Consider the following 23,898-nt stretch of genomic DNA (forward strand, 5'->3'; position numbering starts at 1 on the left):
GAAGTACGTACGTACGCGGGTGGGGCGGGGTCTGCGCGACCCCGCCCCACCCGCGTCGTACCCGTGGTGCGTCCGTGCGTCGTGCGTCAGTACGCCGAGCCGGAGACGCCCAGCGAACCCGTGGGGTGCCAGACCGTCTTGGTCTCCAGGAACGGGGTCAGGCGGCGGATGCCCGGGTCGGCGGTGAAGTCCTCGCCGTTGCCCTCGGCGTCGGCCGGGCGCAGGACGCGCTTGAGGTTGTCGGCGGCGGCCCGCTCCAGTTCCACGGCGAGTTCGGCCGGGGCGCCGGTCAGGTCGATCGCGTTGACGTCCTGGTGGGCGGCGAGCGGGGCCGCCAGCTCGGCGGTGCGGCCGCTGAGGATGTTGACCGCGCCGCCGGGGACGTCCGAGGTGGCCAGGACCTCGCCGAGGGTCAGCGCGGGCAGCGGCCGGTCCTCGGAGGCAACCGCCACGGCGGTGCAGCCGGTGGCGAGCACGGGGGCGAGCACCGAGACCAGGCCGAGCAGCGAGGAGCGCTGCGGGGCGAGGACGGCGACGACGCCGGTCGGCTCGGGCGAGGAGAGGTTGAAGAAGGGGCCGGCGACCGGGTTGGCGCCGCCCGCGACCTGGGCGATCTTGTCGGTCCACCCGGCGTACCAGACCCAGCGGTCGACGGCGGCCGACACCTGGGCGGCGGCCTTGGCGCGGGAGAGCCCCTCGGCCTCGGCGACCTCGCGGGTGAACTGGTCCGCGCGGCCCTCCAGCATCTCAGCGACCCGGTACAGGACCTGGCCCCGGTTGTACGCGGTCGCGCCCGACCAGCCGCCGAACGCCTTGCGGGCGGCGACCACCGCGTCCCGGGCGTCCTTGCGGGAACCCTGGGGGGCGCCTGCGAGCGGGCGGTCCTTGGAGTCGGTCACCTCGTACACCCGGCCGCTCTCGCTGCGGGGGAACTTCCCCCCGACGTACAGCTTGTAGGTCTTGAACACGGAGAGCCGCACCGGCGGCTCCGGCTTATCGGACATCGAGGTACGCCTCCAGACCGTGCCGGCCGCCCTCGCGGCCGTGGCCCGACTCCTTGTAGCCGCCGAAGGGCGACGTGGGGTCGAACTTGTTGAACGAGTTGGCCCACACCACGCCCGCGCGCAGCTTCTCGGCGACCGCGAGGATGCGCGAGCCCTTCTCCGACCAGATGCCGGCGGAGAGGCCGTACGGCGTGTTGTTGGCCTTGGCGACCGCCTCGGCCGGGGTGCGGAAGGTCAGCACCGACAGGACCGGGCCGAAGATCTCCTCGCGGGCGATCCGGTGGGCCTGGGTGACCTGGGTGAAGACGGTCGGCGCGAACCAGTGGCCGGTGGACGGCAGCTCGCAGGGGGCGCTCCAGCGCTCGGCGCCCTCGGCCTCGCCCGCGTCGGTCAGCGCGGTGATCCGGGCCAGCTGCTCGGCGGAGTTGATCGCGCCGATGTCGGTGTTCTTGTCCAGCGGGTCGCCGAGGCGCAGCGTGGTCAGCCGTCGCTTGAGGGCGTCCACCACCTCCTCGGCCACCGACTCCTGGACCAGCAGGCGCGAGCCGGCGCAGCAGACCTGGCCCTGGTTGAAGAAGATGCCGCTGACGATGCCCTCGACGGCCTGGTCCAGCGGGGCGTCGTCGAAGACGATGTTGGCGCCCTTGCCGCCCAGTTCCAGGGTGAGCTTCTTGCGGGTGCCCGCGACCGTGCGGGCGATCTCCTTGCCGACGGCGGTCGAGCCGGTGAAGGCGACCTTGTCGACGTCCGGGTGGGCGGTCAGGGCCGCGCCCGCGTCGCCGTAGCCGGGGAGGATGTTGACGACGCCCTTGGGCAGGCCCGCGCTGCGGCAGATGTCGGCGAAGAAGAGCGCCGAGAGCGGCGTCGTCTCGGCCGGCTTCAGCACGACGGTGTTGCCGGCCGCCAGCGCCGGGGCGATCTTCCACGCCAGCATGAGGAGCGGGAAGTTCCACGGGATGACCTGCGCGGCCACGCCGAGCGGGCGCGGGTCGGGCCCGAAGCCGGCGTGGGCCAGCTTGTCGGCCCAGCCCGCGTAGTAGAAGAAGTGCGCGGCGACCAGCGGGAGGTCGCTGTCGCGGGTCTCCTTGATCGGCTTGCCGTTGTCCAGGGTCTCCAGGACGGCCAGTTCGCGGCTGCGCTCCTGGATGATCCGGGCGATCCGGAAGAGGTACTTGGCGCGCTCGGCGCCGGGCAGCGCCGACCAGGGGCCGAAGGCCCGGCGGGCCGCCTTCACCGCGCGGTCCACGTCCTCGGCGCCCGCGCGGGCCACCTCGGAGAGGACTTCCTCGGTCGAGGGGGAGAGGGTCTTGAAGACCTGCCCGTCGGCCGCCTCGGTGAACTCGCCGTCGATGAAGAGCCCGTAGGAGGGGGCGAGGTCCACCACCGCGCGGGACTCGGGCGCGGGTGCGTAGAGGAAGGGGCCGCCGAAGGCGTCCTTCGCGGTGCCGCCGGATGTCGTCTCGCTCATCTCGGCCATCTCAGTCCACCGTGACGTAGTCGGGGCCGGAGTACCGGCCGGTACGGAGCTTCTGGCGCTGCATCAGCAGGTCGCCGAGGAGGCTGGAGGCGCCGAAGCGGAACCAGTGGCTGTCCAGCCAGTCCGGGCCCGCCGTCTCGTTCACCAGCACCAGGAACTTCACGGCGTCCTTGGCCGTACGGATGCCGCCCGCGGGCTTCACCCCGATCTGGACGCCGGTCCGGTCGCGGAAGTCGCGGACGGCCTGGAGCATCAGCAAGGTGTTGGCGGGGGTGGCGTTGACGCCGACCTTGCCGGTCGAGGTCTTGATGAAGTCGGCGCCGGCCAGCATCGCCAGCCACGAGGCGCGGCGGATGTTGTCGTACGTGGAGAGTTCGCCGGTCTCGAAGATGACCTTCAGCCGGGCGTCGCCCGCGGCCTCCTTGACGGCGGTGATCTCCTCGTGGACCTTGCCGTAGTTCCCCGCGAGGAACGCGCCCCGGTCGATCACCATGTCGATCTCGTCGGCGCCGGCCGCGACCGCCTCGCGGGTGTCGGCCAGCTTCACGTCGAGCGTGACCCGCCCGGCCGGGAAGCCGGTCGCCACCGAGGCGACCTTCACCGGCGAACCGGCGACGGCGGCCTTGGCGGTGGCCACCATGTCGGGGTAGACGCAGACGGCGGCGGTCTGCGGCGTCGAGCGGTCGGACGGATCGGGCAGGACGGCCTTGGCGCCGAGCGCCCGCACCTTCCCGGCCGTGTCCGACCCCTCCAGCGTGGTCAGGTCGATCATGGAGATCGCCAGGTCCAAGGCGTACGCCTTGGCCGTGGTCTTGATGGACCTGGTCCCGAGCGCGGCGGCGCGGGCCTCCAGTCCTACCGGGTCGACGCCGGGCAGCCCGTGCAGGAACCGGCGGAGGCCGGTCTCCGTGGCGGTCACGTCGCCGAACTCACTCTTGAGTTCCTTCCTGGACATACTCACGCCGGTGAGCATATCTACGCGCGTAGGACGGTGTACAGCCGCAGGGGCGGGAGAGTGGGGGCGCGGACGCCGCGAGGCGTGCGCGGGTGGGCGGACAGGGCGCGCGCGGGTGGCCGTACGGCGGGCCAGGGTGGGCCGTGGGGCAGAATCGCACTCATGAGCACCCCGCAGTCCTCCGCACCGGAGCCGAGAACCTACCGGTCCACCGCCTCCCTGGTGACCGGCGCCCTGCTGCTGGCACTCGGCGCCTGGTTCGGCGTCGACGCGATCTGGCGCGGCGACGGGCGCACCCCGTGGCTGGCCCTGGCGGCGCTGGTGCTGCTGGTCCCGCTGGTCGTCGCCTACACGCTGCGCCCCGCCGTCGTCTCCGACGAGGACCGCCTCACCGTCCGCAACCCCTTCCGCACCGTCACGCTGCCCTGGGCCGCCGTGGCCGAACTGCGCTCCGGCTTCACCAACGAGGTCCGCAGCGACGGCCGCACCTACCAGCTCTGGGCGCTCCCGGTCTCGCTCCGCGCCCGCAAGAAGGCCGCCCGCGCCCAGATGCGCAACGCCGTGGCCGACCCGCACGGGGCCACCCCGACCACCGTCTCCCAGCCGAGCCGCAGCGACTCCGACCAGGCCGTCGAGGACCTGCGGGAGATCGCCGAGCGCCGCGCCGCCGCGCCGAGCGCGCAGGGGCCGGCCGTGGTGCGCTGGGCGTACGAGATCATCGCGCCGACCGCCGTGGGCGCCATCGCGCTGGTGGTGCTGGTCGCGACCGGCTGAACCCCGGCCTCAGGGCCGCCCGTCCGCGCGTACAGCTCCGCCGCCCTCCCCTCGGGGACGGGCGGCGGAGTCGTTCGTACGGTGCGGGCGGTCAGAGCCCGGCGGCCTCGGCGAGGTCCGTCTCGACGGCGGCCAGGGTGCGGGCGGCGGCGGCCCGTGCCTCGGGCAGCCCCTCGGGGCCGCCGACCGGGACGACCGCCTCCAGGTAGCACTTGAGCTTGGGCTCGGTGCCGCTCGGGCGGACCACGACGCGGGCGCCGTCCAGCGTGTACCGCAGGCCGTCGGTGGGCGGCAGCCCGCCCGCGCCCGCGCTCAGGTCCTCGGTCCGGACCACCGGCAGGCCGCCGAGACGCTCCGGCGGGGCCGAGCGCAGCCGCTCCATGGCGTCGGCGATGAGGGACAGGTCCTCCACCCGGACAGAGAGCTGCGAGGTGGCGTGGACGCCGTGGCGGACCGCCAGTTCGTCCAGCAGGTCCAGCAGGGTCCGCCCGTCCTCCTTCAGCTCCGAGGCCAGCTCGGTCAGGAGCAGCGCCGCCGTGATGCCGTCCTTGTCGCGGACGCCCTCCGGGTCGACGCAGTAGCCGAGCGCCTCCTCGTAGCCGTAGGCCAGGCCCTCGGCGCGGGAGATCCACTTGAAGCCGGTCAGCGTCTCCGCGTACCCGGCGCCGGCCGCCTCCGCGATCCGCGACAGCAGCGAGGAGGAGACGATCGAGGTGGCGAGCACGCCGCCCCTGGGCAGTCCCCGGCGGACCAGATGGGCGGCGAGCAGCGCGCCCGTCTCGTCGCCGCGCAGCATCCGCCAGCCGCCCTCGGCCGCCTCGTCCGGGACGGCGGCGGCGAGCCGGTCGGCGTCCGGGTCGTTGGCGAGGACCAGGTCGGGGGAGACGCGGCGGGCCGTGGCGAGCGCCAGGTCCATGGCGCCGGGCTCCTCCGGGTTGGGGAAGGCCACGGTGGGGAAGTCCGGGTCCGGCTCGGCCTGCTCGGCCACCGGCACCGGCGCCGGGAACCCGGCCCGCGCGAAGGCGGCCGCCAGCGGGGCCGCGCCCACGCCGTGCAGCGCGGTGTGGACGGTGGTCGCCGTCCGGGCGGAACCGGGGGCGAGAACACCGGCGGCCCGGTCCAGGTACGCCTCGACCACCGCCTCGTCGAGCACCGTGCCGCCGCCCTCGGTACGCGGTACGGAGTCCAGCGCGCCGATCGCCGCGATCCGGGCCGCGATCTCGCGGTCGGCGGGCTCCACGATCTGGCTGCCGTCGCCGAGGTAGACCTTGTAGCCGTTGTCCCTCGGGGGGTTGTGGCTGGCCGTCACCTCGACGCCCGCGACCGCGCCCAGGTGCCGGACGGCGAAGGCGAGGACCGGGGTGGGCAGCGGGCGGGGCAGGAGGAGGGCGGTGAGCCCCGCGCCCGCCATCACCTCGGCGGTGTCGCGGGCGAACCGCGCGGAGTTGTGCCGCGCGTCGTAGCCGATGACGACCGGCCCGGCCCCGGCCTGCCCGGTGTCCCGCAGGTAGGCGGCGAGTCCGGCGGCGGCCCGGATCACCACGGCCCGGTTCATCCGGGTCGGGCCCGCGCCCAGCTCCCCGCGGAGCCCCGCCGTACCGAAGGTCAGCGTCCCCGCGAACCGCTCGGCCAGCGGCGCCGGATCGGACTCGGCGGCCTTGATCAGGGCGGCCAGCTCCGCGCGGGTCTCGGGATCGGGGTCCTCGGCGAGCCAGGCGGCGGCCCGCCGGTTCAGGTCGTCGGAGGGGGCGGACATGCGGTGCCTCTCTGCGGGCGGGACGGCGGACGGGCGGGCCGGAGCCTGCCGGAATCAGACGCGGCCGAGGACCTGGCGCAGGAGCGCTCCCATCCGGGTGGCGGAGTCGCGGCCGGCCTGGAGCACCTCCTCGTGGCTCAGCGGCTGGCCGGTCATGCCGGCGGCGAGGTTGGTGACCAGGGAGATGCCCAGCACCTCGGCCCCGGCCTCACGGGCGGCGATGGCCTCCAGCGCGGTCGACATGCCGACCAGGTCGGCGCCGAGGGTGCGGGCCATCCGGATCTCGGCCGGCGTCTCGTAGTGCGGCCCGGTGAACTGGGCGTAGACGCCCTCCTCCAGGCTCGGGTCGATCTCCTTGCACAGGGCGCGCAGCCGCGGCGAGTACAGGTCGGTCAGGTCGATGAAGTTGGCGCCGACGACCGGGGAGGAGGCGGTGAGGTTCAGGTGGTCGCTGATGAGGACCGGCTGGCCGGGGGCCATGCCCTCGCGCAGGCCGCCGCAGCCGTTGGTCAGCACGATGGTCTTGCAGCCGGCGGCGACCGCCGTCCGCACCCCGTGCACGACCGCGGCGACGCCCCGGCCCTCGTAGAAGTGGGTGCGGCCGAGGAAGACCAGGGCGCGGCGGCCCTCGATGAGCTGGGAGCGGACCGTGCCGGCGTGGCCCTCGACGGCCGGCGGCGGGAAGCCCGGCAGCTCGGTGACGGGGAACTCGTGGTCCGCCGGGCCCAGCTGGTCGGCCGCGGGCAGCCAGCCCGAGCCCATCACCAGGGCGACGTCGTGGGTCTCGGCACCGGTCAGCGCGCGCAGCGTGGCGGCCGCGTCGTTCGCGGCGGTGTACGGGTCGCTGGGCAGATGTCCGGGGATGGCAGATGCGTTCACGGGGGAGAGCGTAGCCGCTCGCTGCCTACGCGCGTAGACGGCGGGGGTGATTCAGGTACGGACCAGTCAGGGGCCCGTCGCCGGTCAGCAGGGTCGTTTGCGCAGTTCCATCACGTAGTCGTGCGGGGCGCCGGCCGACTCGGCGGCGTCCGCGATCTCGCCGAGGTAGCGGGCGGAGGGCAGGCCGCCCTCGTAGCCGTTGAGGACGTAGACCCAGGCCGGCTCGGTGGCGTCCAGGGTGTCCACCCGGACCCGCATCCGGCGGTAGATGTCCAGGCCCACGCCCTCCCACCGGTCCATCGCGTCCTCGTCCATCGGCGCGATGTCGTACAGCGCCACGAAGACCTGCGAGCGCGGCGCCTCCACGATGGTGGCGAGCGCCCCTTCCCAGCCCAGGTGCTCGCCCCCGAAGGTGAGCCGCCACCCGTTGAGCCAGCCGGTGGCGCGCAGCGGGGAGTGCGGGGCGCGGCGGGACATGAGCCGCGCGTCGAGGGTGCCGGCGTAGGCGGCGAAGAGCGACATGGTTCCGAGGGTACGGCAGGAGCGGCGGGTGTCCGGGGGTTACGGAACCACAGCTCGGAGCGGCGCGACGCCCTCCGCACCCCGGACGGAGGGCCCCGGGGCGTCGCTCCCCGAGGCGTGCGGGACAATGGAGTACGTGACTCGGATCGTGATCATCGGTGGCGGACCTGGCGGCTACGAGGCGGCGCTGGTGGCCGCACAGCTCGGCGCGGAGGTGACCGTCGTCGACTGCGACGGCCTGGGCGGGGCGTCGGTGCTGACCGACTGCGTCCCGTCCAAGACCCTCATCGCCACGGCCGAGGTGATGACGACCTTCGACTCCTCCTACGAGGAGCTGGGCATCATCGTCGCCGACGACACCCCGCACATCGACTCACCCGCCCGGGTGGTCGGTGTCGACCTCGGCAAGGTCAACCGACGGGTGAAGCGCCTCGCGCTCGCCCAGTCCCACGACATCACCGCCTCGGTCACCCGGGCCGGCGCGCGTGTGCTGCGCGGCCGGGGCCGGCTGGAGGGCCAGCAGCAGACCGACGGCTCGCGCACCGTCGTGGTGACCGCCGCCGACGGCACCGAGGAGCGGCTGACCGCCGACGCGGTGCTGCTGGCGACCGGCGGCCACCCGCGCGAGCTGCCCGACGCCCAGCCCGACGGCGAGCGCATCCTCAACTGGACCCAGGTCTACGACCTCGACGAGCTCCCCGAGGAGCTGATCGTGGTCGGCTCCGGCGTCACCGGCGCCGAGTTCGCCGGGGCGTACCAGGCACTCGGTTCCCGGGTCACGCTGGTCTCCAGCCGCGACCGGGTGCTCCCCGGCGAGGACCCGGACGCCGCCGCCGTCCTGGAGGACGTCTTCCGCCGCCGCGGCATGAACGTCATGGCCCGCTCCCGCGCCCAGTCCGCCAAGCGGGTCGGCGACCGCGTCGAGGTCACCCTCGCCGACGGCCGGGTCATCTCCGGCAGCCACTGCCTGATGGCGGTCGGCGCCGTCCCCAACAGCCAGGGGATGGGCCTGGAGGAGGCGGGCGTCCGCCTCAAGGAGTCCGGCCACATCTGGACCGACAAGGTCTCCCGCACCTCGGCCCCCGGCGTCTACGCGGCCGGTGACGTGACCGGTGTCTTCGCCCTCGCCTCGGTCGCCGCCATGCAGGGCCGGATCGCGATGTACCACTTCCTCGGCGACGCGGTCGCGCCGCTCGACCTGAAGACGGTCTCCGGCAACATCTTCACCGACCCCGAGATCGCCACCGTCGGCTACAGCCAGGCCGACGTCGACAAGGGCGTGATAGACGCCCGCGTCGTCAAGCTGCCGCTGCTGCGCAACCCGCGCGCCAAGATGCAGGGCATCCGGGACGGCTTCGTGAAGCTCTTCTGCCGTCCGGGCACCGGGATCGTGGTCGGCGGAGTCGTGGTGGCGCCGCGCGCCTCGGAACTGATCCACCCGATCTCGATCGCGGTCGACAACAACCTGACCGTCGAGCAGATCGCCAACACCTTCACGGTCTACCCCTCGCTCTCGGGTTCGATCGCCGAGGTGGCCCGCCAGCTCCACACCCGGAAGCTGGCCTCCGACTCCTGACGCCCTCGCACCCCGGACCCCGGCAGCCGCACCCGGCCGCCGGGGTCCCGGTGTTTCCGGGGTGCCCGCGCAGGTCAGAAGTGGGGTGTGCGGGAGCGTTTCTGCTCAGGGAGCACGGGGTTCCCGGCTGCCCGGAGACGGCTCCGCAGGTGCTTCCGGGGTGCGCCAGTCGCATATACCACCCCGGCGGACCCGGTGCGAACAATTTCTGTTATCCGGCGCAAAGTGCTGAAAGCAGACGGTCGTTGGCATTACTGTCAGTTCCGTGTTCGCTGCAGAACGTCGCCAATTGATCCTCGAAATGGTGCGCGCCAACGGAGCCGTGTCGCTCCGGGAGCTCGCCCGCGTCGTCCAGACCTCCGAAGTGACCGTACGGCGGGACGTGCGGGCGCTGGAGGCGGAAGGACTCCTCGACCGCCGCCACGGCGGCGCCGTACTCCCGGGAGGTTTCACCCGCGAATCCGGGTTCCCGCAGAAATCCCACCTCGCCTCGGCGGAGAAGACTGCCATCGCCGACCTCGCCGCCGGACTGGTCGGCGAGGGGGAAGCCGTGGTCGTCGGCGCCGGTACGACCACCCAGGAGCTGGCCCGCCGCCTTGCCCGGGTCCCCGGGCTGACCGTCGTCACCAACTCCCTGCTGGTCGCCCAGGCCCTCGCCCACGCCAACCGGGTGGAGGTCGTCATGACCGGCGGCACCCTGCGCGGCTCCAACTACGCCCTGGTCGGCAGCGGGGCCGAACAGTCCCTCCAGGGGCTGCGGGTCTCCCGCGCCTTCCTCTCCGGCACCGGGCTGACCGCCGAACGCGGCCTGTCCACCTCGAACATGCTCTCCGCCAGCGTCGACCGGGCCCTCGTCCAGGCCGCCGCCGAAGTCGTCGTCCTCGCCGACCACACCAAGCTCGGCAGCGACACCATGTTCCAGACGGTCCCCACCGACCTCATCACCCGCCTGGTCACCGACGAGCCGCCGGCCCACGAGGAGCGCGCCGCCGGCGAACTCCAGGCCCTCGCCGACCAGGGGGTGCAGATCTCCCTGGCCGGCTCCCACCAGCCGCCCGCCGAGGCGCCGCCCCCTCCCGCCGCCCCCGGCGGCTCCCGGAGCGGCGGCGGGGTACGCCGTGAGGCCCCGCTGCCCGGCCAGCGCCGCACCGTCCACGGAGCGCCGCCCCCGGGCGGGCCGCAGCTGCGCGGGAGCGCGGGGCCCGGCCCCCTCGGGGAGCAGCAGCTGGGGGAGCGCGGAAGGATGGCGGACCTGCGGCGGAGGTGAGCCGCCGCGCGGCCCCGGGCCGGCCGGGGCCGGTCAGTCCGGGCGGATGCCGCGCAGGGTGAGGGAGAGCAGGCGGTCGGCCAGCTCCGGCTCGTCCGGGGTGGCCTCGGCGGCCAGCGCGATGGCGTTGGTCAGCTGGAGCAGGTCGCCGATGGAGATGTCGGCGCGCACCACCCCCGCCTCCTGCGCGCGGCCCAGCAGCGCCGCACCGGCGTCCCGCATCGGGTCGCTGCACCGCGACAGCTCCGAACCGGCCCCGCTGGAGGCCGACATGAGCGCCCCGGACAGCCCCTGGTACTCACTCGCATGAGTGATCAGCGAACGGAGCCACTCCACCAGCGCCGCACACGGGTGCTCCGCCTCCAGCAACTCCCGTGCCCGCTCCAGCAGCTCTCCCACGGCATCGGCGAAGACCGCGCTGAGCAGGGCCTCGCGGTGCGGGAAGTGACGGTAGAGGGTGCCGATCCCGACGCCCGCCCGGCGCGCGATCTCCTCCAGCGAGGTGTCCGTGCCGTGCGCCGCGAAGGCGCGCCGGGCCTCGACGAGCAGGCGCTCACGGTTACGCCGCGCGTCGGCGCGCAGGGGGCGCTGGTCCGTTTCGGTCGGCATGGGTTTCCCTCCCGGGGTGGGGCTCGGCCGCCCCTCGCTGCTCCTTCAGGATGCCATGGGGCGGAAGGGGGACGGGGCGCTGCGGGCCCGGGCGGCGCCGGCACGGGGCCCGACCGCGGAAAGGCCCAGCCCCTCGGCGCCGGTCGCGCCGGTGAGGGGCCGGGCCCGGCGTTCGGTCAGCGCGGGTCGGCCGCGGTCACCACGCGCAGGGAGAGGTGCGGGCCGTCGGTGCCGGTGACGGCGAACAGGCGGGTGCCGTCCGGCGACCAGGCCAGTCCGTTGGGACGCAGGTACGAACCGGTACCCGGGTCGAGGTCGACCACGCGGTAGGGCTCGGACTCGCCCTGCCGGAACAGGTAGACGTCCTCACCCCAGCTGTTGTTCACGCCCGCCGCCACCGCGCCCCGCGCCGAGACCGCCGACGCGTTGGGGTACGCCACCGTCGGGTAGACGTGGTCGACCTCCAGGGAGCCGAGGGCCAGCGAGAGGTGGTGGTACGGGTAACCGCCCGTGGCCAGCAGGCTCTTGCCGTCCGGGGTCAGGGTCAGCCCGACCAGCGAGCCGAGGTCACCCGGATTGTCCTCGGCGACCAGCGGCTTCGGCGTCCCGGAGCTGACGTCGTACACGGTGACGCCCGCGTTGCTCATGTACTGCTCGCCCGCGACGAGCTTGCCCGGGGCGGCGGGGGAGGCGGTCAGCCGCGGGGGCCCGCCCCAGTAGCCCTCGGGCGTCAGGTGCAGGCGGACGACCGGTTTCGGTCCGCCGAGGTCCAGCGAGCCGATGCTGCTCTCCCAGTCCTCGCCGTGGCTGAACCACAACTTCCCGCCGGTCAGCGCGAGCTGCGCGGGCCCGGTCCCCTCGCCGGTGGGATACCGCGCCTTCTGCCGGTACGTGGCCGTGTCGAGGGCGACGACGGCGTCCCCCTCCGCGAGGGCGACGTACAGGGTGCGGTCGTCCTTCGACAGGGCCAGGTCGGCGGCGCCGGGCAGCCCGTCGAGCTTGCGGACCACCTGCCCGTCGAAGTCGGTGACGAGCACGGAGCCGGTGACCCGGTCCGAGATGTACAGCCGCTGGTGCCGCGCGTCCGTCTCCAGGCCGGAGTGGTACGCGAAGGGCAGCTCGGTCGTTCCGGGCTGCCCCGCCGACGTTCCGGCGGCTCCCGCGGTGGCCGACCCCGGCCCGAACAGGGCCAGCGCCCCCACCACGCTCACGGCGAGCAGGCGCCCCCAGCGGGGCCCACGATCCGGTCTCTGCTGCACGGTTGGTCCGTCCTTACGTCAGGGAGGTACGGGGCGCGACGGGCCGGCAGTCGTCGCCGCTACTGCGGGGAGAACGGCACGCCCTGTGCGCGGAACGTGCAACATCTGCCCTGTGCAAGGGAGTTCACGCTTTCTCCACGACGCGGACATCGGTGGTCCTGCCGTCCGGGCGGGAGAGGCGGGAGGGAAGGGTGGTGTCCGTGCGGACAGGTGGACCGGCGGACCGGCGGACCGGCGGACCGGAAAAGGGAACAGGCCCTTCACGCGGTGCTCGCGTGAAGGGCCTGTCGCCGTGCGGCCGGGCCGGCCGGTCAGTCCTTGATCTCGCAGATGACGGCGCCCGAGGTGATCGAGGCGCCGACCTCGGCGGCCAGGCCCTTGACGGTGCCGGAACGGTGGGCGTTCAGCGGCTGCTCCATCTTCATGGCCTCCAGGACGACGACGAGGTCGCCCTCCTTGACCTCCTGGCCCTCCTCCACCGCGATCTTGACGATGGTGCCCTGCATGGGGGAGGCGAGGCTGTCGCCGGAGGCGGCCGGGCCGGACTTCTTGGCGGCGCGGCGCTTCGGCTTGGCTCCGGCGGCGAGGCCGGTACGGGCCAGGGACATGCCCAGCGAGGACGGGAGGGAGACCTCCAGGCGCTTGCCACCGACCTCCACCACGACCGTCTCGCGACCGGACTCGTCCTCGGCGTCACCGTCGGCGGGGGCGTTGAACGGCTTGATCTCGTTGACGAACTCGGTCTCGATCCACCGGGTGTGGACGGTGAACGGGTCGCTGGACCCGGTGAGTTCGGGTGCGAAGGCCGGGTCGGCGACGACTGCCCGATGGAACGGGATGGCCGTCGCCATGCCCTCGACGTTGAACTCCGCCAGCGCCCGGGCGGCGCGCTGGAGCGCCTGCTCGCGGGTGGCGCCGGTGACGATGAGCTTGGCCAGCAGGGAGTCCCAGGCCGGACCGATCACGCTGCCCGACTCCACGCCCGCGTCCACCCGGACACCGGGGCCGGCCGGCGGGTCGAAGACGGTGACGGTGCCGGGGGCGGGCAGGAAGTTCCGGCCCGGGTCCTCGCCGTTGATGCGGAACTCGAAGGAGTGGCCGCGCAGCGCGGGGTCCCCGTAGCCCAGCTCCTCGCCGTCGGCGATCCGGAACATCTCCCGGACCAGGTCGATCCCCGCGACCTCCTCGGTGACCGGGTGCTCCACCTGGAGACGGGTGTTGACCTCCAGGAAGGAGATCGTGCCGTCGTTGCCGACGAGGAACTCGACGGTGCCCGCGCCGACGTAGCCGGCCTCCTTGAGGATGGCCTTGGACGCCGAGTACAGCTGCTCGACCTGAGCCTCGCTCAGGAAGGGCGCGGGCGCCTCCTCGACCAGCTTCTGGTGGCGGCGCTGGAGCGAGCAGTCACGGGTGGAGACGACGACGACGTTGCCGTGCTGGTCGGCCAGGCACTGCGTCTCGACGTGGCGCGGCTTGTCCAGGTAGCGCTCGACGAAGCACTCGCCCCGGCCGAAGGCCGCGACGGCCTCACGCACGGCCGAGTCGTACAGCTCCGGCACCTCTTCGAGGGTGCGGGCCACCTTCAGTCCGCGGCCGCCGCCGCCGAACGCCGCCTTGATGGCGATGGGCAGACCGTGCTCCTCGGCGAAGGCCACCACCTCGTCGGAACCGGAGACCGGGTCCGGGGTGCCGGCGACCAGCGGAGCGCCGGCGCGCTGCGCGATGTGACGGGCCGCCACCTTGTCGCCGAGGTCGCGGATGGCCTGCGGCGGGGGACCGATCCAGGTCAGCCCCGCGTCGAGGACCGCCTGCGCGAACTCCGCGTTCTCGGAGAGGAACCCGTAGCCCGGGTGGATCGCGTCCGCACCGGAGTCCGCGGCGGCCTGGAGCACCTTGGCGATGTCCAGATAGCTGGCCGCGGGCGTGTCACCGCCCAGGGCGAACGCCTCGTCGGCCGCGCGGACGTGCAGCGCGTCCCGGTCCGGGTCGGCGTAGACGGCTACGCTCTCGATCCCCGCGTCCCGGCAGGCCCTGGCAACGCGGACAGCGATTTCGCCTCGGTTGGCGATGAGCACCTTGCGCACGATGGCTCCCTCCTTGAAACAAGCTGAGTTTAGGGACTGCCCACACGGCTCCACGACCCGTCCCCAGAGGTGAGCTTGCCCACACGGAGTGTGATCCGAGGCTCACGAAGGTGGCTGCATCCCTTGTCGCACCAAGGTACGCGGGGAATCCTCAAGAGGCAGCAGGTCCCCGGTGTGGTCAAGGTCTCTGTAGCCGGACGCGTCCCGCGCTCCAGGTTCTTTGTGGAATCCCTACGAAGGGCGTGGGATTTCTTTGCGGTCCGGCAGAGTGTCGCAGGAGTCTTGTCCGGGGGTTTACCGGTAAGTAGCGTTCGCGCTGTCGCCGTACTGCGGGTAACCGTGTGCGGCGCCCCGTCGGCGCACCCAACCGGGCTGGCGCGCGGGCCGAGGTTCCGGCCGCCCGGCCGGACGGAGCAGGGGGTGGCGCGATGGTGCGGAGAGTGGCGGCGGTCGCGGCGGGAGTCGTGCTGTTCGCGGAGGCGTTCGGCGTCTTCATGCTGCTGATGACGGTCGGCATCGTGGTGGAGAACCAGTCGATGTCCCTCGACGGGCTCGACCCGGCGATGATGTCCGGCGGGGCCCTCGGCTTCGGCATCTTCTCGGCGGTCTTCCTCGCCGGCTGCGGCCTGGTGCTCCTGTTCGTCGGCGCGCGCGACCGCGCCCCGGCGCGCTTCGCCCGCATCCTGCTGGTCGTCGTCGCCGTCGTCCACGGCGTCCTGGGCGCCCTCACGGTCGGCCTGGTCGGCTGGGAAGCCTTCGCCGTACTGATGGTGGTGCTCGCGCTGATCGTGTTCACGCTGGTGGCGTACGGGCCCGGCGGCCGGCCGGAGAGGCCCAAGGCGCAGCAGGGCGCGGGTGGCGAACAGGGCGAGGAGCGGACCCAGAAGCAGGAGCCGTTCCAGGGGGAGCCGGGGCCGAAGCCCGCCGCCTCCTAGTCTGCGGCGCCGGGCGCCTGATGAGGCGTCCCGTGTCATGAGCCGCTCTCCCCCTTCTTCTCCCCGCGTACGGTCCGCTCGGCCCCGCCCCCGGGGGTTCCTCGCGCCGTCGCGCGGCCTGAACTCCTGTGCGAGGGAGTCTTGTCCGCTTCACACGCCTTCTACGCACCGTTGTCCGCATATCCCCCATTCGAGCGAACGAGGGCTCCGGGACTGGTCGATCACGCATGCGATGACTACTCTCCGTGATCGACAGCGTGATGCACGGCTCTGGAGGTTCGGTGCGCAGTCTCGTTCCGGCGGCGGTGGCCGTCGCCCTCTCTCCTCGCGGCGCGGACGCCGCTCGCCCCGCAACGTGCGGTGGAAACAGTCGACTTCAGGGGCCCGGAGGCTCGGAGCCGGCCAGCGCGGGCAGGCCGAACTCTCCGCCCTCCCGTCGGGTCGGCCGCGTACCCGGGCGGGGCGGAGTCACTGAGGGTGTCCGGTGGTCGATGCGATGGAGCGGCGTGTGGCTCTCGGTCCGGGAGCGGCTGGGCCGGGCGGGCGGAGTGAGTCCGCTACTCCCAGAAGTCGGTGATCGCCAGGTCGAGTTCGGTGAGGAGACGGCGCAGCAGGGGCAGCGAGAGGCCGATCACGTTGCCTGGGTCGCCGTCGATGCCGTCGATGAACGGCGCCGACCTGCCGTCCAGGGTGAACGCACCGGCCACGTGCAGCGGTTCACCGCTCGCCACGTAGGCGGCGATCTCCTCGTCCGAGGGCTCGCCGAAGCGGACCGTGGTGGAGGCGGTGGCGGAAGCCCGGCGGCCGCTGGCGGTGTCGATCACGCAATGGCCGGTGCGCAGGACGCCGTTGCGCCCCCGCATGGCCTTCCAGCGGGCCGTGGCGTCCTCGGCATCGGCCGGTTTGCCGAGCGCCACCCCGTCCAGGTCCAGCACCGAGTCGCAGCCGATCAGGACCGAGCCCGTCGCCTCGGGCCTGAGCGCCACCGCGGCCGCCTTGGCCTCGGCGAGGACCAGCGCCAGCGCCCCGGGGGAACCGGCGGTCAGCGCGTCCTCGTCCACCCCGCTGACGATCACCTCGGGCACCAGCCCGGCCTGCCTCAGCAGACCGAGACGGGCGGGGGAGGCCGATGCCAGAACCACACGACGATTACTCATCCTCCGACCCTAACCGCCCGCCCTGGGGCCTCGTCAGCGCAGCCCCAGCACACACATCACGACCACCGCCGCCACCGCCAGCAGCACCCACGCGCGGCGCAGCATCGCGTGTGCCTCGCGCGCCGCGCGGCCCACCTCTTCCTCACGTTCCACGGAATCGGACCACAACATGAATCCGATCCTCCGCTCCGCACGCCGGAGGCGCTTGAGTACGGATACTCAAGCGCCTCCCGGGCCACCGGGGACCCCGGGGCCGTGCCCGCGCGGGGCGGCGGAACCTATGACGGCCAGAACGTCCGCGCCCACGAGCGCGGGCCGGGCGCCGGCATCCGGGTCCGGGCGATGCGCGCCGGGTCGGACCAGCCCTCGGGCGTGCGCGGCCCCTCGTCGGAACCGGGCGCGGAGGCGGCCCGTGCCCGGACCACGGCGAGCGCGGCGGCCAGTTCCTCCGGCGTCGGGTTGCCCCGTACCACCTTGATCATCATCTCGGGCCTCCAGGCAGTGCCGAATCCGTCAGAGCGGGATGTTGCCGTGCTTCTTCGGCGGCAGGCTCTCCCGCTTGGTGCGCAGCTGCCGCAGCCCGCGCACGATGTGGCTGCGGGTGTCCGACGGCATGATCACCGCGTCGATGTAGCCGCGCTCGGCCGCCGTGTACGGGTTGAGCAGCGCCTCCTCGTACTCCTGGATGAGGCGCGTGCGGACCGCCTCCAGCTCGTCGGCGGGGGTCTGCGCCAGGGTGCGGCGGTGCAGGATGTTGACCGCGCCCTGCGCGCCCATCACGGCGATCTGCGCCGTCGGCCAGGCCAGATTGAGGTCGGCCCCCAGGTGCTTGGAGCCCATCACGTCGTACGCCCCGCCGAACGCCTTGCGGGTGATCACGGTGATCAGCGGCACCGTCGCCTCGGCGTAGGCGTAGATCAGCTTGGCGCCGCGCCGGATGATGCCGGTGTGCTCCTGGTCGACGCCCGGCAGGAAGCCCGGCACGTCGACGAAGGTCAGGACCGGGATGTTGAAGGCGTCGCAGGTGCGCACGAAGCGGGCGGCCTTCTCGCTCGCGTCGATGTCGAGACAGCCGGCGAACTGCATCGGCTGGTTGGCGACGACGCCCACCGGGTGGCCCTCGACCCGGCCGAAGCCGGTGACGATGTTCGGCGCGAACAGGGCCTGCGTCTCCAGGAACTCCCCGTCGTCCACCACGTGCTCGATGACCCGCAGCATCTCGTACGGCTGGTTCGCGCTGTCCGGGACGATGACGTCCAGTTCGCGGTCCTCGTCGCTGATCTCCAGATCGGCCTCCTCGGCGAAGACCGGGGCCTCGCTGAGGTTGTTCGACGGCAGGTAGGACAGCAGCGACTTGACGTACTCGATGGCGTCCTTCTCGTCGCCCGCCATGTGGTGCGCGACGCCCGACGTCGCGTTGTGGGTCCGTGCGCCGCCCAGCTCCTCGAAGCCGACGTCCTCGCCGGTGACCGTCTTGATGACGTCCGGGCCCGTGATGAACATGTGCGAGGTCTGGTCGACCATCACCGTGAAGTCGGTGATCGCCGGCGAGTAGACCGCGCCGCCCGCCGCCGGCCCCACCACCAGGGAGATCTGCGGGATCACGCCGGAGGCGTGGGTGTTGCGGCGGAAGATCTCGCCGTACATGCCGAGGGCGCTCACGCCCTCCTGGATGCGCGCGCCGCCGGAGTCGTTGATCCCGATGACCGGGCAGCCGTTCTTCAGCGCGAAGTCCATCACCTTGATGATCTTCTGCCCGAAGACCTCGCCGAGCGCCCCGCCGAAGACCGTGAAGTCCTGCGAGAAGACCGCCACGGGCCGGCCGTCGACCATGCCGTAACCCGTCACGACGCCGTCCCCGTAGGGGCGGTTCGCCTCCAGGCCGAAGTTGGTGGAGCGGTGCCGGGCGAACTCGTCCAGCTCCACGAAGGAGCCCTCGTCGAGAAGGAGACCGATGCGCTCACGCGCCGTCAGTTTGCCCTTGGCGTGCTGCTTCTCGACCGCACGCGCGGAACCGGCGTGCGTGGCCTCCTCGATCCGGCGCTGCAGGTCCGCGAGCTTGCCCGCGGTGGTGTGCAGCTCGGGGTTGGGCGGTGTGGTGGCGTTTTCCGGCGCGGACATCGGGATGCGGCTCCCTGCCTGGTCACGAGGGGTGGACGGTCGGCGTCCGGCGCCGTGAGGGCGGCGGCCGGAGGCCGGAACGGCGCAAGGCCGCTGAGCTACTGTTCCGTAGCGTATCGGCGCCGCTCCGCTTCGTCAGTGCGGTGTTTGCCACACCCGTGTGCGCTTGCGTACGGAGTGAAGAGGGGCATTCCGGGGGAGACGGGAGGGCCCGCCGAACGGGGCTTCCGGCCGAGGCCAGGCTCGCGGGAGCCCCCGTTGAGCCCGTCCGGCCGCGTGCGGGCGTTGGCCAGGAGTGCCCGACCAGGGGCAGGCTGGGACCCATGACACCGACCGACCGCCCCGGGCGTAACGGCCCCGCTCCCTGGTCCGACCTCAGCAGGCCCCCGCTCCACGAGTCCGCGCTGCGGCGTGCGCTCGTGCGGCCCGGCGGACTCTGGACCTCCCTCGACGTGGTCCGGGAGACCGGCTCCACCAACGCCGACCTCGCCGCCCGGGCCCCGGAGCTGCCCGAGGGCACGGTCCTCGTGGCCGAGGAGCAGCTCTCCGGGCGCGGCCGCCTCGACCGCCGCTGGTCGGCTCCGGCCCGGTCCGGGATCTTCTTCTCGGTCCTGTTGCGTCCCACGGCGCCCGTCGAGAAGTGGGGCTGGCTGCCGTTGCTCACCGGCGTGGCCGTCGCCTCGGCCGTCTCCCGGATCGCGGGCGTCGACACCGGACTCAAGTGGCCCAACGACCTCATGGTCACCGTGGGCGACGAGGAGCGGAAGGCGGGCGGCATCCTCGCGGAGATGGCGGGCGGCGGCATCGTGATCGGCGTCGGCGTCAACGTCACCCTCCGCGCCGACGAGCTGCCCGTCCCCACTGCGGGCTCGCTCGGCCTCGCCCAGGCCGCCGTCACCGACCGGGACCCGCTGCTGCGCGCCGTCCTGCGGTCGCTGGAGGAGTGGTACGGGCGCTGGCAGGAGGAGGACGGTGACGCCGCCGCCTCCGGGGTGCAGGCGGCGTACGCGGCGGGGTGCGTCACCCTCGGCCGCGCCGTGCGGGCCGAGCTGCCGGGCGGGGAGGCACTCACCGGGGAGGCCGTGGCCCTCGACGCGGACGGGCGGCTCGTCCTCGCCACCGCGGACGGCGTGCAGCGTCCCGTGGGTGCCGGGGACATCGTCCACCTGCGCCCGGACGGTCCCCCGGAGGGCTCCGGCGGGGAGTGAGCCACGGCACACCTGCCGTATCGTTGGGCCCGGTCCACAGGCGACCGCCGCAGATCGGAAGGGCAGCTGGCAGTGACCGTCGACGACACGGGTTCCGGTACCGGGACGCCGCGCGGTCCCCACGGCCGGGACACCGGCGGCGGGGCCGGGGCGTCCGACAGCGCTGCCCCCGACGGCTCCGCGCGGGGCGGTGGGCGCGGGACCGGCCCCGGTGCCCCCGAGCGTGGTCTGCCCGATCTTCCCGACCGGTCCGAGCGCGGTGGCGAGCCGCAGGAGGACGGCGGGCAGACCGAGCCCAAGCAGGACCCGCTGGCCCTGCGTATCGAGGGGCTGATCCTCGGGGCGGAGCGCCGGTACACGCCGTTCCAGGCCGCCCGGGCCGCCGGGGTCTCCATGGAGCTGGCCTCACGGTTCTGGCGCGCCATGGGGTTCGCCGACATCGGGCAGGCCAAGGCGCTCACCGAGGCGGACGTCCTGGCGCTGCGGCGGCTGGCCGGTCTGGTCGAGGCGGGGCTGCTCAGCGAGGCCATGGCCGTGCAGGTGGCCCGGTCCACCGGACAGACCACGGCCCGGCTGGCCGAGTGGCAGATCGACTCCTTCCTGGAAGGGCTCACCGAGCCGCCCGAGCCCGGAATGACCCGGACCGAGGTCACGTATCCGCTGATCGAGCTGCTCCTGCCGGAGCTGGAGGAGTTCCTCGTCTACGTGTGGAGGCGGCAGCTGGCCGCCTCCACCGGCCGGGTCATCCAGGTGGCGGACGACGAGGAGATGGTCGACCGGAGGTTCGCGGTCGCCTTCGCGGACCTGGTCGGCTTCACCCGGCTCACCCGGCGCATGGAGGAGGAGGAGCTCGGGGAGCTGGTCGAGGCGTTCGAGACCACCGCCGCCGACCTGGTGGCCGCACGGGGTGGGCGCCTGGTCAAGACCCTCGGGGACGAGGTGCTCTTCGCCGCGGACGACGCGGGGACGGCCGCGGAGATCGCCCTGCTGCTGATCGAGACCATGGCCAACGACGGGAGCATGCCTGAGCTGCGGGTGGGGATGACCTTCGGGACCATCACCACCCGGATGGGCGATGTGTTCGGGACGACCGTGAACCTCGCCTCCCGGCTCACCTCCATAGCCCCCAAGAACGCGATCCTGGTGGACAGCGCGTTCGCCGCCGAACTGGTACGGACCGGGGAGGCGCCGGCCTCCGAGGCGGAGGCGGCGGCCGCGGAGGAGCCCGCCCAGTACCGGTTCGCCCTCCAGCCGATGCACCAGCGGCCGGTACGGGGGCTCGGGGCGGTCGAGCCCTGGCTGCTCACCCGCCGGGACTGACTTCCCGCGACGACGGTTGCCGGGCTGCCGTCTCTTTCTGCCTCGGCCTGGGCGGGACGCTCTTGGGCCGCGACGCGTTTTTGTTCGGCCGTGGCGGCCGTGGGTGGCCTCAAGCGCCGGGCGGGCTGTGGTGAGTTGTCCCGTCGGGTTCGGAGGCGCCGGTTCCTGGTGGCCTCAGGCGTCGGCCGGGCTGGAGTGGGCTTGTGGAGGCCTGGATAGGATCGGGTAACGATCGTTAACCTCAGCCAGGAGCAGGCCATGCCGCAGACCGCAGAGCACCTCACGATCACCCGCCACGGTCACGTGGCTGAACTGGCCCTCGACCGGCCCGAGGCGATGAACGCCGTCTCCACCGATCTGGCACGTCAACTGGCCGCTGCCTGCGAGGAACTGGCGCGCGATCAGGACGTACGGGTCACCGTGCTGACCTCCACGCACCCCAAGGCGTTCTGCGTGGGAGCCGATCTCAAGGAGCGCAACCGCTTCACCGACGCCGAGCTGGTCCGGCAGCGGCCCACCGCGCGGGCGGCCTACACGGGGGTGCTGGAACTGCCGATGCCGACCATCGCGGCGGTCCACGGGTACGCCCTCGGGGGCGGTTACGAACTGGCGCTGGCCTGCGACCTGATCGTCGCCGACCCGACAGCGGTGGTGGGGCTGCCCGAGGTCTCCGTGGGGGTGATCCCGGGTGGGGGCGGTACGCAGCTCCTGCCGCGCCGGGTGGGTGCGGCCCGCGCGGCCGAGCTGGTCTTCAGCGCTCGCCGGGTCGCCGGGGCGGAGGCTCTGGCCCTCGGGCTGGTCGACCGGCTGGCCGAGGAAGGACAGGACCGCGCGGAGGCCCTGGAGCTGGCGACGGCCATGGCCGCCCACTCCCCGGTCGGCCTGCGCAACGCCAAGCGCGCCCTGCGCCTCGGGCAGGGCCTGGACCTGCGGGCGGGCCTGGAGGTCGAGGACGCGGCCTGGCGCGCCACCGCCTTCTCCGGCGACCGCGCCGAGGGAGTCGCGGCCTTCAACGAGAAGCGCGCGCCGAAGTGGCCGGGGCAGTGACCGCGCCTTTCGGGCCCCGGGCGGGCCGGGGCCGGCCGCTGACCTCGCGGCCGTGACGGGCCCGGGGCGGTCGGCCGCCGATCTCCCGGGCGGGCGCCGTGCGTATCCGCTGCTCCCGCTCGGGCTCTCTCGCGGCCCGGCCGCCGGGCCGGAGCGCGTGAGGGGTTCTGGCCCTCGGTGGCGTCCGGGGGAGCCCGCGAGGTGGCTGTGCGCGGAGCGGGGCGTGGCCGGATGCTGGGGGCGGCCGCGCGGAGGCCGCGTAAGTCCTGGTTCTGGTGCGGAGTGGGAGCGGGACGGAGCTGAGGCGCGCCGCATCGGCGCGCCGGAGCGGCGACCTGGGCCGGAGGAAGGCGGAAGTACGGAGGGTGTGCCGCGTCTGTGCAGGTGGCGGGTGGTGGGGCGGTGGGGCTGTTCGGCAGGCGCGGTTCTCGGTCCGGCCGGGCATGTGCCGAGCAGAGTCGTGGGGGCGGTGTGCCGCTGCTCCCGGCTTCCACGGGGCGCGGAGAAGGCGTCCCCGCGACGGCGGCGGCGTCAGGGCGCGATGGGAAGGTCTGCTTCGTGCTCGCGGCGGGGTGGCGCTCCGAAGGCGGAGGCCGCGTTTCGCCCGGGAGTCGCCGTACGCGGGGCCCGGGGCGCGGCGGGTGCGGCCCCGCTCCGGTCCGCCCGGCTGAGGCGGAGTGATGGCCTCCCCGCGCCCCACAGCGCAGCAAAAAGTCTCACTTGGCGGCATATGTCCATAGCCTGGAGGGATGGGAGACGATCTCCGGCTCCGGGCCGTGGTGGGGCTGGCGCAGGCGATGGCGGCGGCTCAGGGGCCGCGTGAGGTGTGGCGGGCGGCCGCGCTCGGGGCCTGTCGGGCGCTCGGGGGGAGTTTCGCGGCGCTCTCGGTGTGGGAGCGGGAGCAGGGGCGGTTGCGGGTGCTGGTCAACGCGGGGCGGCTGGCGGCGGGAGAGGAGGAGTATCCGGAGGCTGAGACGTATCCGGTGCATCAGTTCCCGGAGATCACGGAGTTTCTGCACGAGCGGTGGGCGGGGGGCGGGGAGCCGGACGCCTGGGTGGAGACGTCGGACGGGCGGGCCGAGGGGCGGCCCGGCTACTGCCATCAGCGAGTGGCGGCCCTGCGGCGGCGGGGCCGGGGCTGTTGCGTGGTGGCGCCGATCGTGCTGCACGGGCACGCGTGGGGTGAGCTGTACGTGGCGCGGGAGGCGGGGGCCGAGGTGTTCGGGCGGGCCGACGCCGATTTCGCGACGGTGCTGGCGGCGGTGGCGGCCGCCGGGATCGTGCAGTGCGAGCGGCTGGAGGAGGCGCGGCGGCTGGCGTACACCGACGCGTTGACGGGGCTGGCCAACCGGCGGGCGGTCGACGCGCGGCTCGACGAGGCGGTGGAGGCGCACCGGGCCGAGGGCGCGGTGGTGTCGCTGGTGGTCTGCGACGTCAACGGGCTCAAGCGGGTCAACGACACCCACGGCCACGCGGTCGGCGACCGGCTGCTGGAGCGGTTCGGCTCGCTGCTGTCGCTCTGCGGGGCGATGCTGCCGGGGACGCTGGCGGCCCGGCTCGGCGGGGACGAGTTCTGCCTGGTCAGCGTCGGTCCCGGGGCGGACGAGGTGGTGGGGGTGGCCGAGGAGCTGTGCGAGCGGGCGTACGGGCTGGCGACGGGGGAGGGGGTGGCCTGCGGGGTCGCCTCGACGGGGGACGCGATCGGCGAGGTCCGCTCGGCGCGCCGTCTCTTCCGGCTGGCGGACGCCGCGCAGTACCGGGCGAAGGCGGTACGGGCCCGGGGGCCGGTCGTCGCCGGTCGCGAGGCCGAGCCGGAGACCGGCGCCGACGCGGTGCTGAAACTGGCCGACACCCCACCGCCGGAGGGCGGCGAGCGGCGGCGGCTGCGCGGGCGGAGGGGCGGGAGCGGTGACGCGGGTGCGCCGGGATGACCCCGCCCGCCCCTGGT

21 protein-coding genes are annotated in these 23,898 nt (G+C 73.6%); 8 read left to right on the forward strand and 13 right to left on the reverse strand.

Annotated elements, in window-relative coordinates; genetic code table 11:
• Positions 1–86 precede the first annotated feature (86 nt).
• From OIM89_RS19850 to deoC, 3 genes are read right to left on the reverse strand one after another with little or no spacing between them, the layout of a single operon-like run.
• Positions 87–1,004: an aldehyde dehydrogenase family protein gene (locus OIM89_RS19850; RefSeq protein WP_030698925.1), complete on the reverse strand. Its 918-nt coding sequence runs from the start codon at positions 1,002–1,004 to the stop codon at positions 87–89.
• Positions 994–2,481: an aldehyde dehydrogenase family protein gene (locus OIM89_RS19855; protein ID WP_030698926.1), complete on the reverse strand. Its 1,488-nt coding sequence runs from the start codon at positions 2,479–2,481 to the stop codon at positions 994–996. The genes OIM89_RS19850 and OIM89_RS19855 overlap by 11 nt, the downstream gene beginning before the upstream one ends.
• A 1-nt stretch (position 2,482) precedes the next feature.
• Positions 2,483–3,436: a deoxyribose-phosphate aldolase gene (gene deoC / locus OIM89_RS19860; protein ID WP_010638416.1), complete on the reverse strand. Its 954-nt coding sequence runs from the start codon at positions 3,434–3,436 to the stop codon at positions 2,483–2,485.
• Between the two features lie 162 nt (positions 3,437–3,598).
• On the opposite strand from deoC, the gene OIM89_RS19865 reads away from it, so the two are divergent.
• A complete protein-coding gene (locus OIM89_RS19865; protein ID WP_030698927.1) occupies positions 3,599–4,210 on the forward strand; it encodes a PH domain-containing protein in 612 nt (203 codons plus the stop codon).
• Between the two features lie 91 nt (positions 4,211–4,301).
• Here the strand turns inward: OIM89_RS19865 and OIM89_RS19870 are convergent, their stop codons facing one another.
• From OIM89_RS19870 to OIM89_RS19880, 3 genes are all read right to left on the reverse strand, one after another.
• Positions 4,302–5,966, reverse strand: coding sequence for a phospho-sugar mutase (locus tag OIM89_RS19870; protein WP_264491484.1), 1,665 nt, complete (start codon positions 5,964–5,966; stop codon positions 4,302–4,304).
• 54 nt (positions 5,967–6,020) lie between these two features.
• Positions 6,021–6,845, reverse strand: coding sequence for a purine-nucleoside phosphorylase (locus OIM89_RS19875; protein WP_030698929.1), 825 nt, complete (start codon positions 6,843–6,845; stop codon positions 6,021–6,023).
• A gap of 84 nt (positions 6,846–6,929) precedes the next feature.
• Positions 6,930–7,367: a gamma-glutamylcyclotransferase gene (locus tag OIM89_RS19880; RefSeq protein ID WP_030698930.1), complete on the reverse strand. Its 438-nt coding sequence runs from the start codon at positions 7,365–7,367 to the stop codon at positions 6,930–6,932.
• Positions 7,368–7,494: 127 nt separating this feature from the next.
• Here OIM89_RS19880 and OIM89_RS19885 point away from each other — a divergent pair, with 127 nt between their 5' ends.
• Together OIM89_RS19885 and OIM89_RS19890 are read left to right on the forward strand one after the other, a co-directional pair.
• Positions 7,495–8,943, forward strand: a complete 1,449-nt coding sequence (locus OIM89_RS19885) for an NAD(P)H-quinone dehydrogenase (protein WP_008411127.1) — start codon at positions 7,495–7,497, stop codon at positions 8,941–8,943.
• A 301-nt stretch (positions 8,944–9,244) separates the two neighbouring features.
• On the forward strand, positions 9,245–10,210 hold the full coding sequence (locus tag OIM89_RS19890; RefSeq protein ID WP_030698931.1) for a DeoR/GlpR family DNA-binding transcription regulator: 966 nt from the start codon (positions 9,245–9,247) through the stop codon (positions 10,208–10,210).
• Between the two features lie 33 nt (positions 10,211–10,243).
• Here the strand turns inward: OIM89_RS19890 and OIM89_RS19895 are convergent, their stop codons facing one another.
• The 3 genes from OIM89_RS19895 to OIM89_RS19905 all read right to left on the reverse strand — a co-directional run bounded on the left by OIM89_RS19895 (position 10,244) and on the right by OIM89_RS19905 (position 14,162).
• A complete protein-coding gene (locus OIM89_RS19895; protein WP_047464879.1) occupies positions 10,244–10,819 on the reverse strand; it encodes a TetR/AcrR family transcriptional regulator in 576 nt (191 codons plus the stop codon).
• 176 nt (positions 10,820–10,995) lie between these two features.
• Positions 10,996–12,078 (reverse strand): YncE family protein, encoded by a 1,083-nt coding sequence (locus OIM89_RS19900; RefSeq protein ID WP_229360106.1) that lies wholly within the window; start codon positions 12,076–12,078, stop codon positions 10,996–10,998.
• A 311-nt stretch (positions 12,079–12,389) separates the two neighbouring features.
• Positions 12,390–14,162 carry an acetyl/propionyl/methylcrotonyl-CoA carboxylase subunit alpha gene (locus tag OIM89_RS19905; RefSeq protein WP_030698934.1) on the reverse strand — a complete coding sequence of 591 codons (1,773 nt, stop codon included), beginning with the start codon at positions 14,160–14,162 and terminating at the stop codon, positions 12,390–12,392.
• 428 nt (positions 14,163–14,590) lie between these two features.
• Here OIM89_RS19905 and OIM89_RS19910 point away from each other — a divergent pair, with 428 nt between their 5' ends.
• Complete coding sequence (locus OIM89_RS19910) at positions 14,591–15,097, forward strand: hypothetical protein (RefSeq protein WP_175458621.1); 507 nt, start codon at positions 14,591–14,593, stop codon at positions 15,095–15,097.
• Positions 15,098–15,654: 557 nt separating this feature from the next.
• Here the strand turns inward: OIM89_RS19910 and OIM89_RS19915 are convergent.
• The 4 genes from OIM89_RS19915 to OIM89_RS19930 form a co-directional block, all read right to left on the reverse strand.
• Positions 15,655–16,254 (reverse strand): Maf family protein, encoded by a 600-nt coding sequence (locus tag OIM89_RS19915; RefSeq protein ID WP_030698936.1) that lies wholly within the window; start codon positions 16,252–16,254, stop codon positions 15,655–15,657.
• 33 nt (positions 16,255–16,287) lie between these two features.
• A complete protein-coding gene (gene mmpB, locus OIM89_RS19920; RefSeq protein ID WP_175458620.1) occupies positions 16,288–16,425 on the reverse strand; it encodes a morphogenic membrane protein MmpB in 138 nt (45 codons plus the stop codon).
• Between the two features lie 107 nt (positions 16,426–16,532).
• On the reverse strand, positions 16,533–16,736 hold the full coding sequence (locus OIM89_RS19925; protein WP_023419180.1) for an acyl-CoA carboxylase subunit epsilon: 204 nt from the start codon (positions 16,734–16,736) through the stop codon (positions 16,533–16,535).
• 31 nt (positions 16,737–16,767) lie between these two features.
• Positions 16,768–18,375: an acyl-CoA carboxylase subunit beta gene (locus OIM89_RS19930; RefSeq protein ID WP_023419181.1), complete on the reverse strand. Its 1,608-nt coding sequence runs from the start codon at positions 18,373–18,375 to the stop codon at positions 16,768–16,770.
• 323 nt (positions 18,376–18,698) lie between these two features.
• Here OIM89_RS19930 and OIM89_RS19935 point away from each other — a divergent pair, with 323 nt between their 5' ends.
• From OIM89_RS19935 to OIM89_RS19950, 4 genes are all read left to right on the forward strand, one after another.
• Positions 18,699–19,583, forward strand: a complete 885-nt coding sequence (locus tag OIM89_RS19935) for a biotin--[acetyl-CoA-carboxylase] ligase (protein WP_047464888.1) — start codon at positions 18,699–18,701, stop codon at positions 19,581–19,583.
• A gap of 72 nt (positions 19,584–19,655) precedes the next feature.
• On the forward strand, positions 19,656–20,903 hold the full coding sequence (locus OIM89_RS19940) for an adenylate/guanylate cyclase domain-containing protein (protein WP_030698938.1): 1,248 nt from the start codon (positions 19,656–19,658) through the stop codon (positions 20,901–20,903).
• Between the two features lie 258 nt (positions 20,904–21,161).
• Positions 21,162–21,950: an enoyl-CoA hydratase/isomerase family protein gene (locus OIM89_RS19945; protein ID WP_030698939.1), complete on the forward strand. Its 789-nt coding sequence runs from the start codon at positions 21,162–21,164 to the stop codon at positions 21,948–21,950.
• Between the two features lie 749 nt (positions 21,951–22,699).
• The gene (locus OIM89_RS19950) at positions 22,700–23,881 is read left to right on the forward strand and encodes a GGDEF domain-containing protein (protein ID WP_217466587.1); all 1,182 of its coding nucleotides are present in this window, start codon (positions 22,700–22,702) and stop codon (positions 23,879–23,881) included.
• Positions 23,882–23,898: the final 17 nt, after the last annotated feature.

The sequence above is a fragment of the Streptomyces sp. BI87 genome, from assembly GCF_025957665.1.
Taxonomy (GTDB): domain Bacteria; phylum Actinomycetota; class Actinomycetes; order Streptomycetales; family Streptomycetaceae; genus Streptomyces; species Streptomyces albidoflavus.

Excerpts from the sequence above, each read along its gene's own strand:
- OIM89_RS19855 (WP_030698926.1), bottom strand. The coding sequence starts at position 2,481 with ATGGCCGAGATGAGCGAGACGACATCCGGCGGCACCGCGAAGGACGCC.
- OIM89_RS19910 (WP_175458621.1), top strand. The coding sequence starts at position 14,591 with ATGGTGCGGAGAGTGGCGGCGGTCGCGGCGGGAGTCGTGCTGTTCGCG.
- OIM89_RS19895 (WP_047464879.1), bottom strand. The coding sequence starts at position 10,819 with ATGCCGACCGAAACGGACCAGCGCCCCCTGCGCGCCGACGCGCGGCGT.
- deoC (WP_010638416.1), bottom strand. The coding sequence starts at position 3,436 with ATGTCCAGGAAGGAACTCAAGAGTGAGTTCGGCGACGTGACCGCCACG.
- OIM89_RS19850 (WP_030698925.1), bottom strand. The coding sequence starts at position 1,004 with ATGTCCGATAAGCCGGAGCCGCCGGTGCGGCTCTCCGTGTTCAAGACC.
- OIM89_RS19890 (WP_030698931.1), top strand. The coding sequence starts at position 9,245 with ATGGTGCGCGCCAACGGAGCCGTGTCGCTCCGGGAGCTCGCCCGCGTC.
- OIM89_RS19935 (WP_047464888.1), top strand. The coding sequence starts at position 18,699 with ATGACACCGACCGACCGCCCCGGGCGTAACGGCCCCGCTCCCTGGTCC.
- OIM89_RS19925 (WP_023419180.1), bottom strand. The coding sequence starts at position 16,736 with ATGATCAAGGTGGTACGGGGCAACCCGACGCCGGAGGAACTGGCCGCC.
- OIM89_RS19885 (WP_008411127.1), top strand. The coding sequence starts at position 7,495 with ATGGAGTACGTGACTCGGATCGTGATCATCGGTGGCGGACCTGGCGGC.
- OIM89_RS19870 (WP_264491484.1), bottom strand. The coding sequence starts at position 5,966 with ATGTCCGCCCCCTCCGACGACCTGAACCGGCGGGCCGCCGCCTGGCTC.
- OIM89_RS19915 (WP_030698936.1), bottom strand. The coding sequence starts at position 16,254 with ATGAGTAATCGTCGTGTGGTTCTGGCATCGGCCTCCCCCGCCCGTCTC.
- OIM89_RS19945 (WP_030698939.1), top strand. The coding sequence starts at position 21,162 with ATGCCGCAGACCGCAGAGCACCTCACGATCACCCGCCACGGTCACGTG.
- OIM89_RS19930 (WP_023419181.1), bottom strand. The coding sequence starts at position 18,375 with ATGTCCGCGCCGGAAAACGCCACCACACCGCCCAACCCCGAGCTGCAC.
- OIM89_RS19950 (WP_217466587.1), top strand. The coding sequence starts at position 22,700 with ATGGGAGACGATCTCCGGCTCCGGGCCGTGGTGGGGCTGGCGCAGGCG.
- mmpB (WP_175458620.1), bottom strand. The coding sequence starts at position 16,425 with ATGTTGTGGTCCGATTCCGTGGAACGTGAGGAAGAGGTGGGCCGCGCG.
- OIM89_RS19865 (WP_030698927.1), top strand. The coding sequence starts at position 3,599 with ATGAGCACCCCGCAGTCCTCCGCACCGGAGCCGAGAACCTACCGGTCC.
- OIM89_RS19880 (WP_030698930.1), bottom strand. The coding sequence starts at position 7,367 with ATGTCGCTCTTCGCCGCCTACGCCGGCACCCTCGACGCGCGGCTCATG.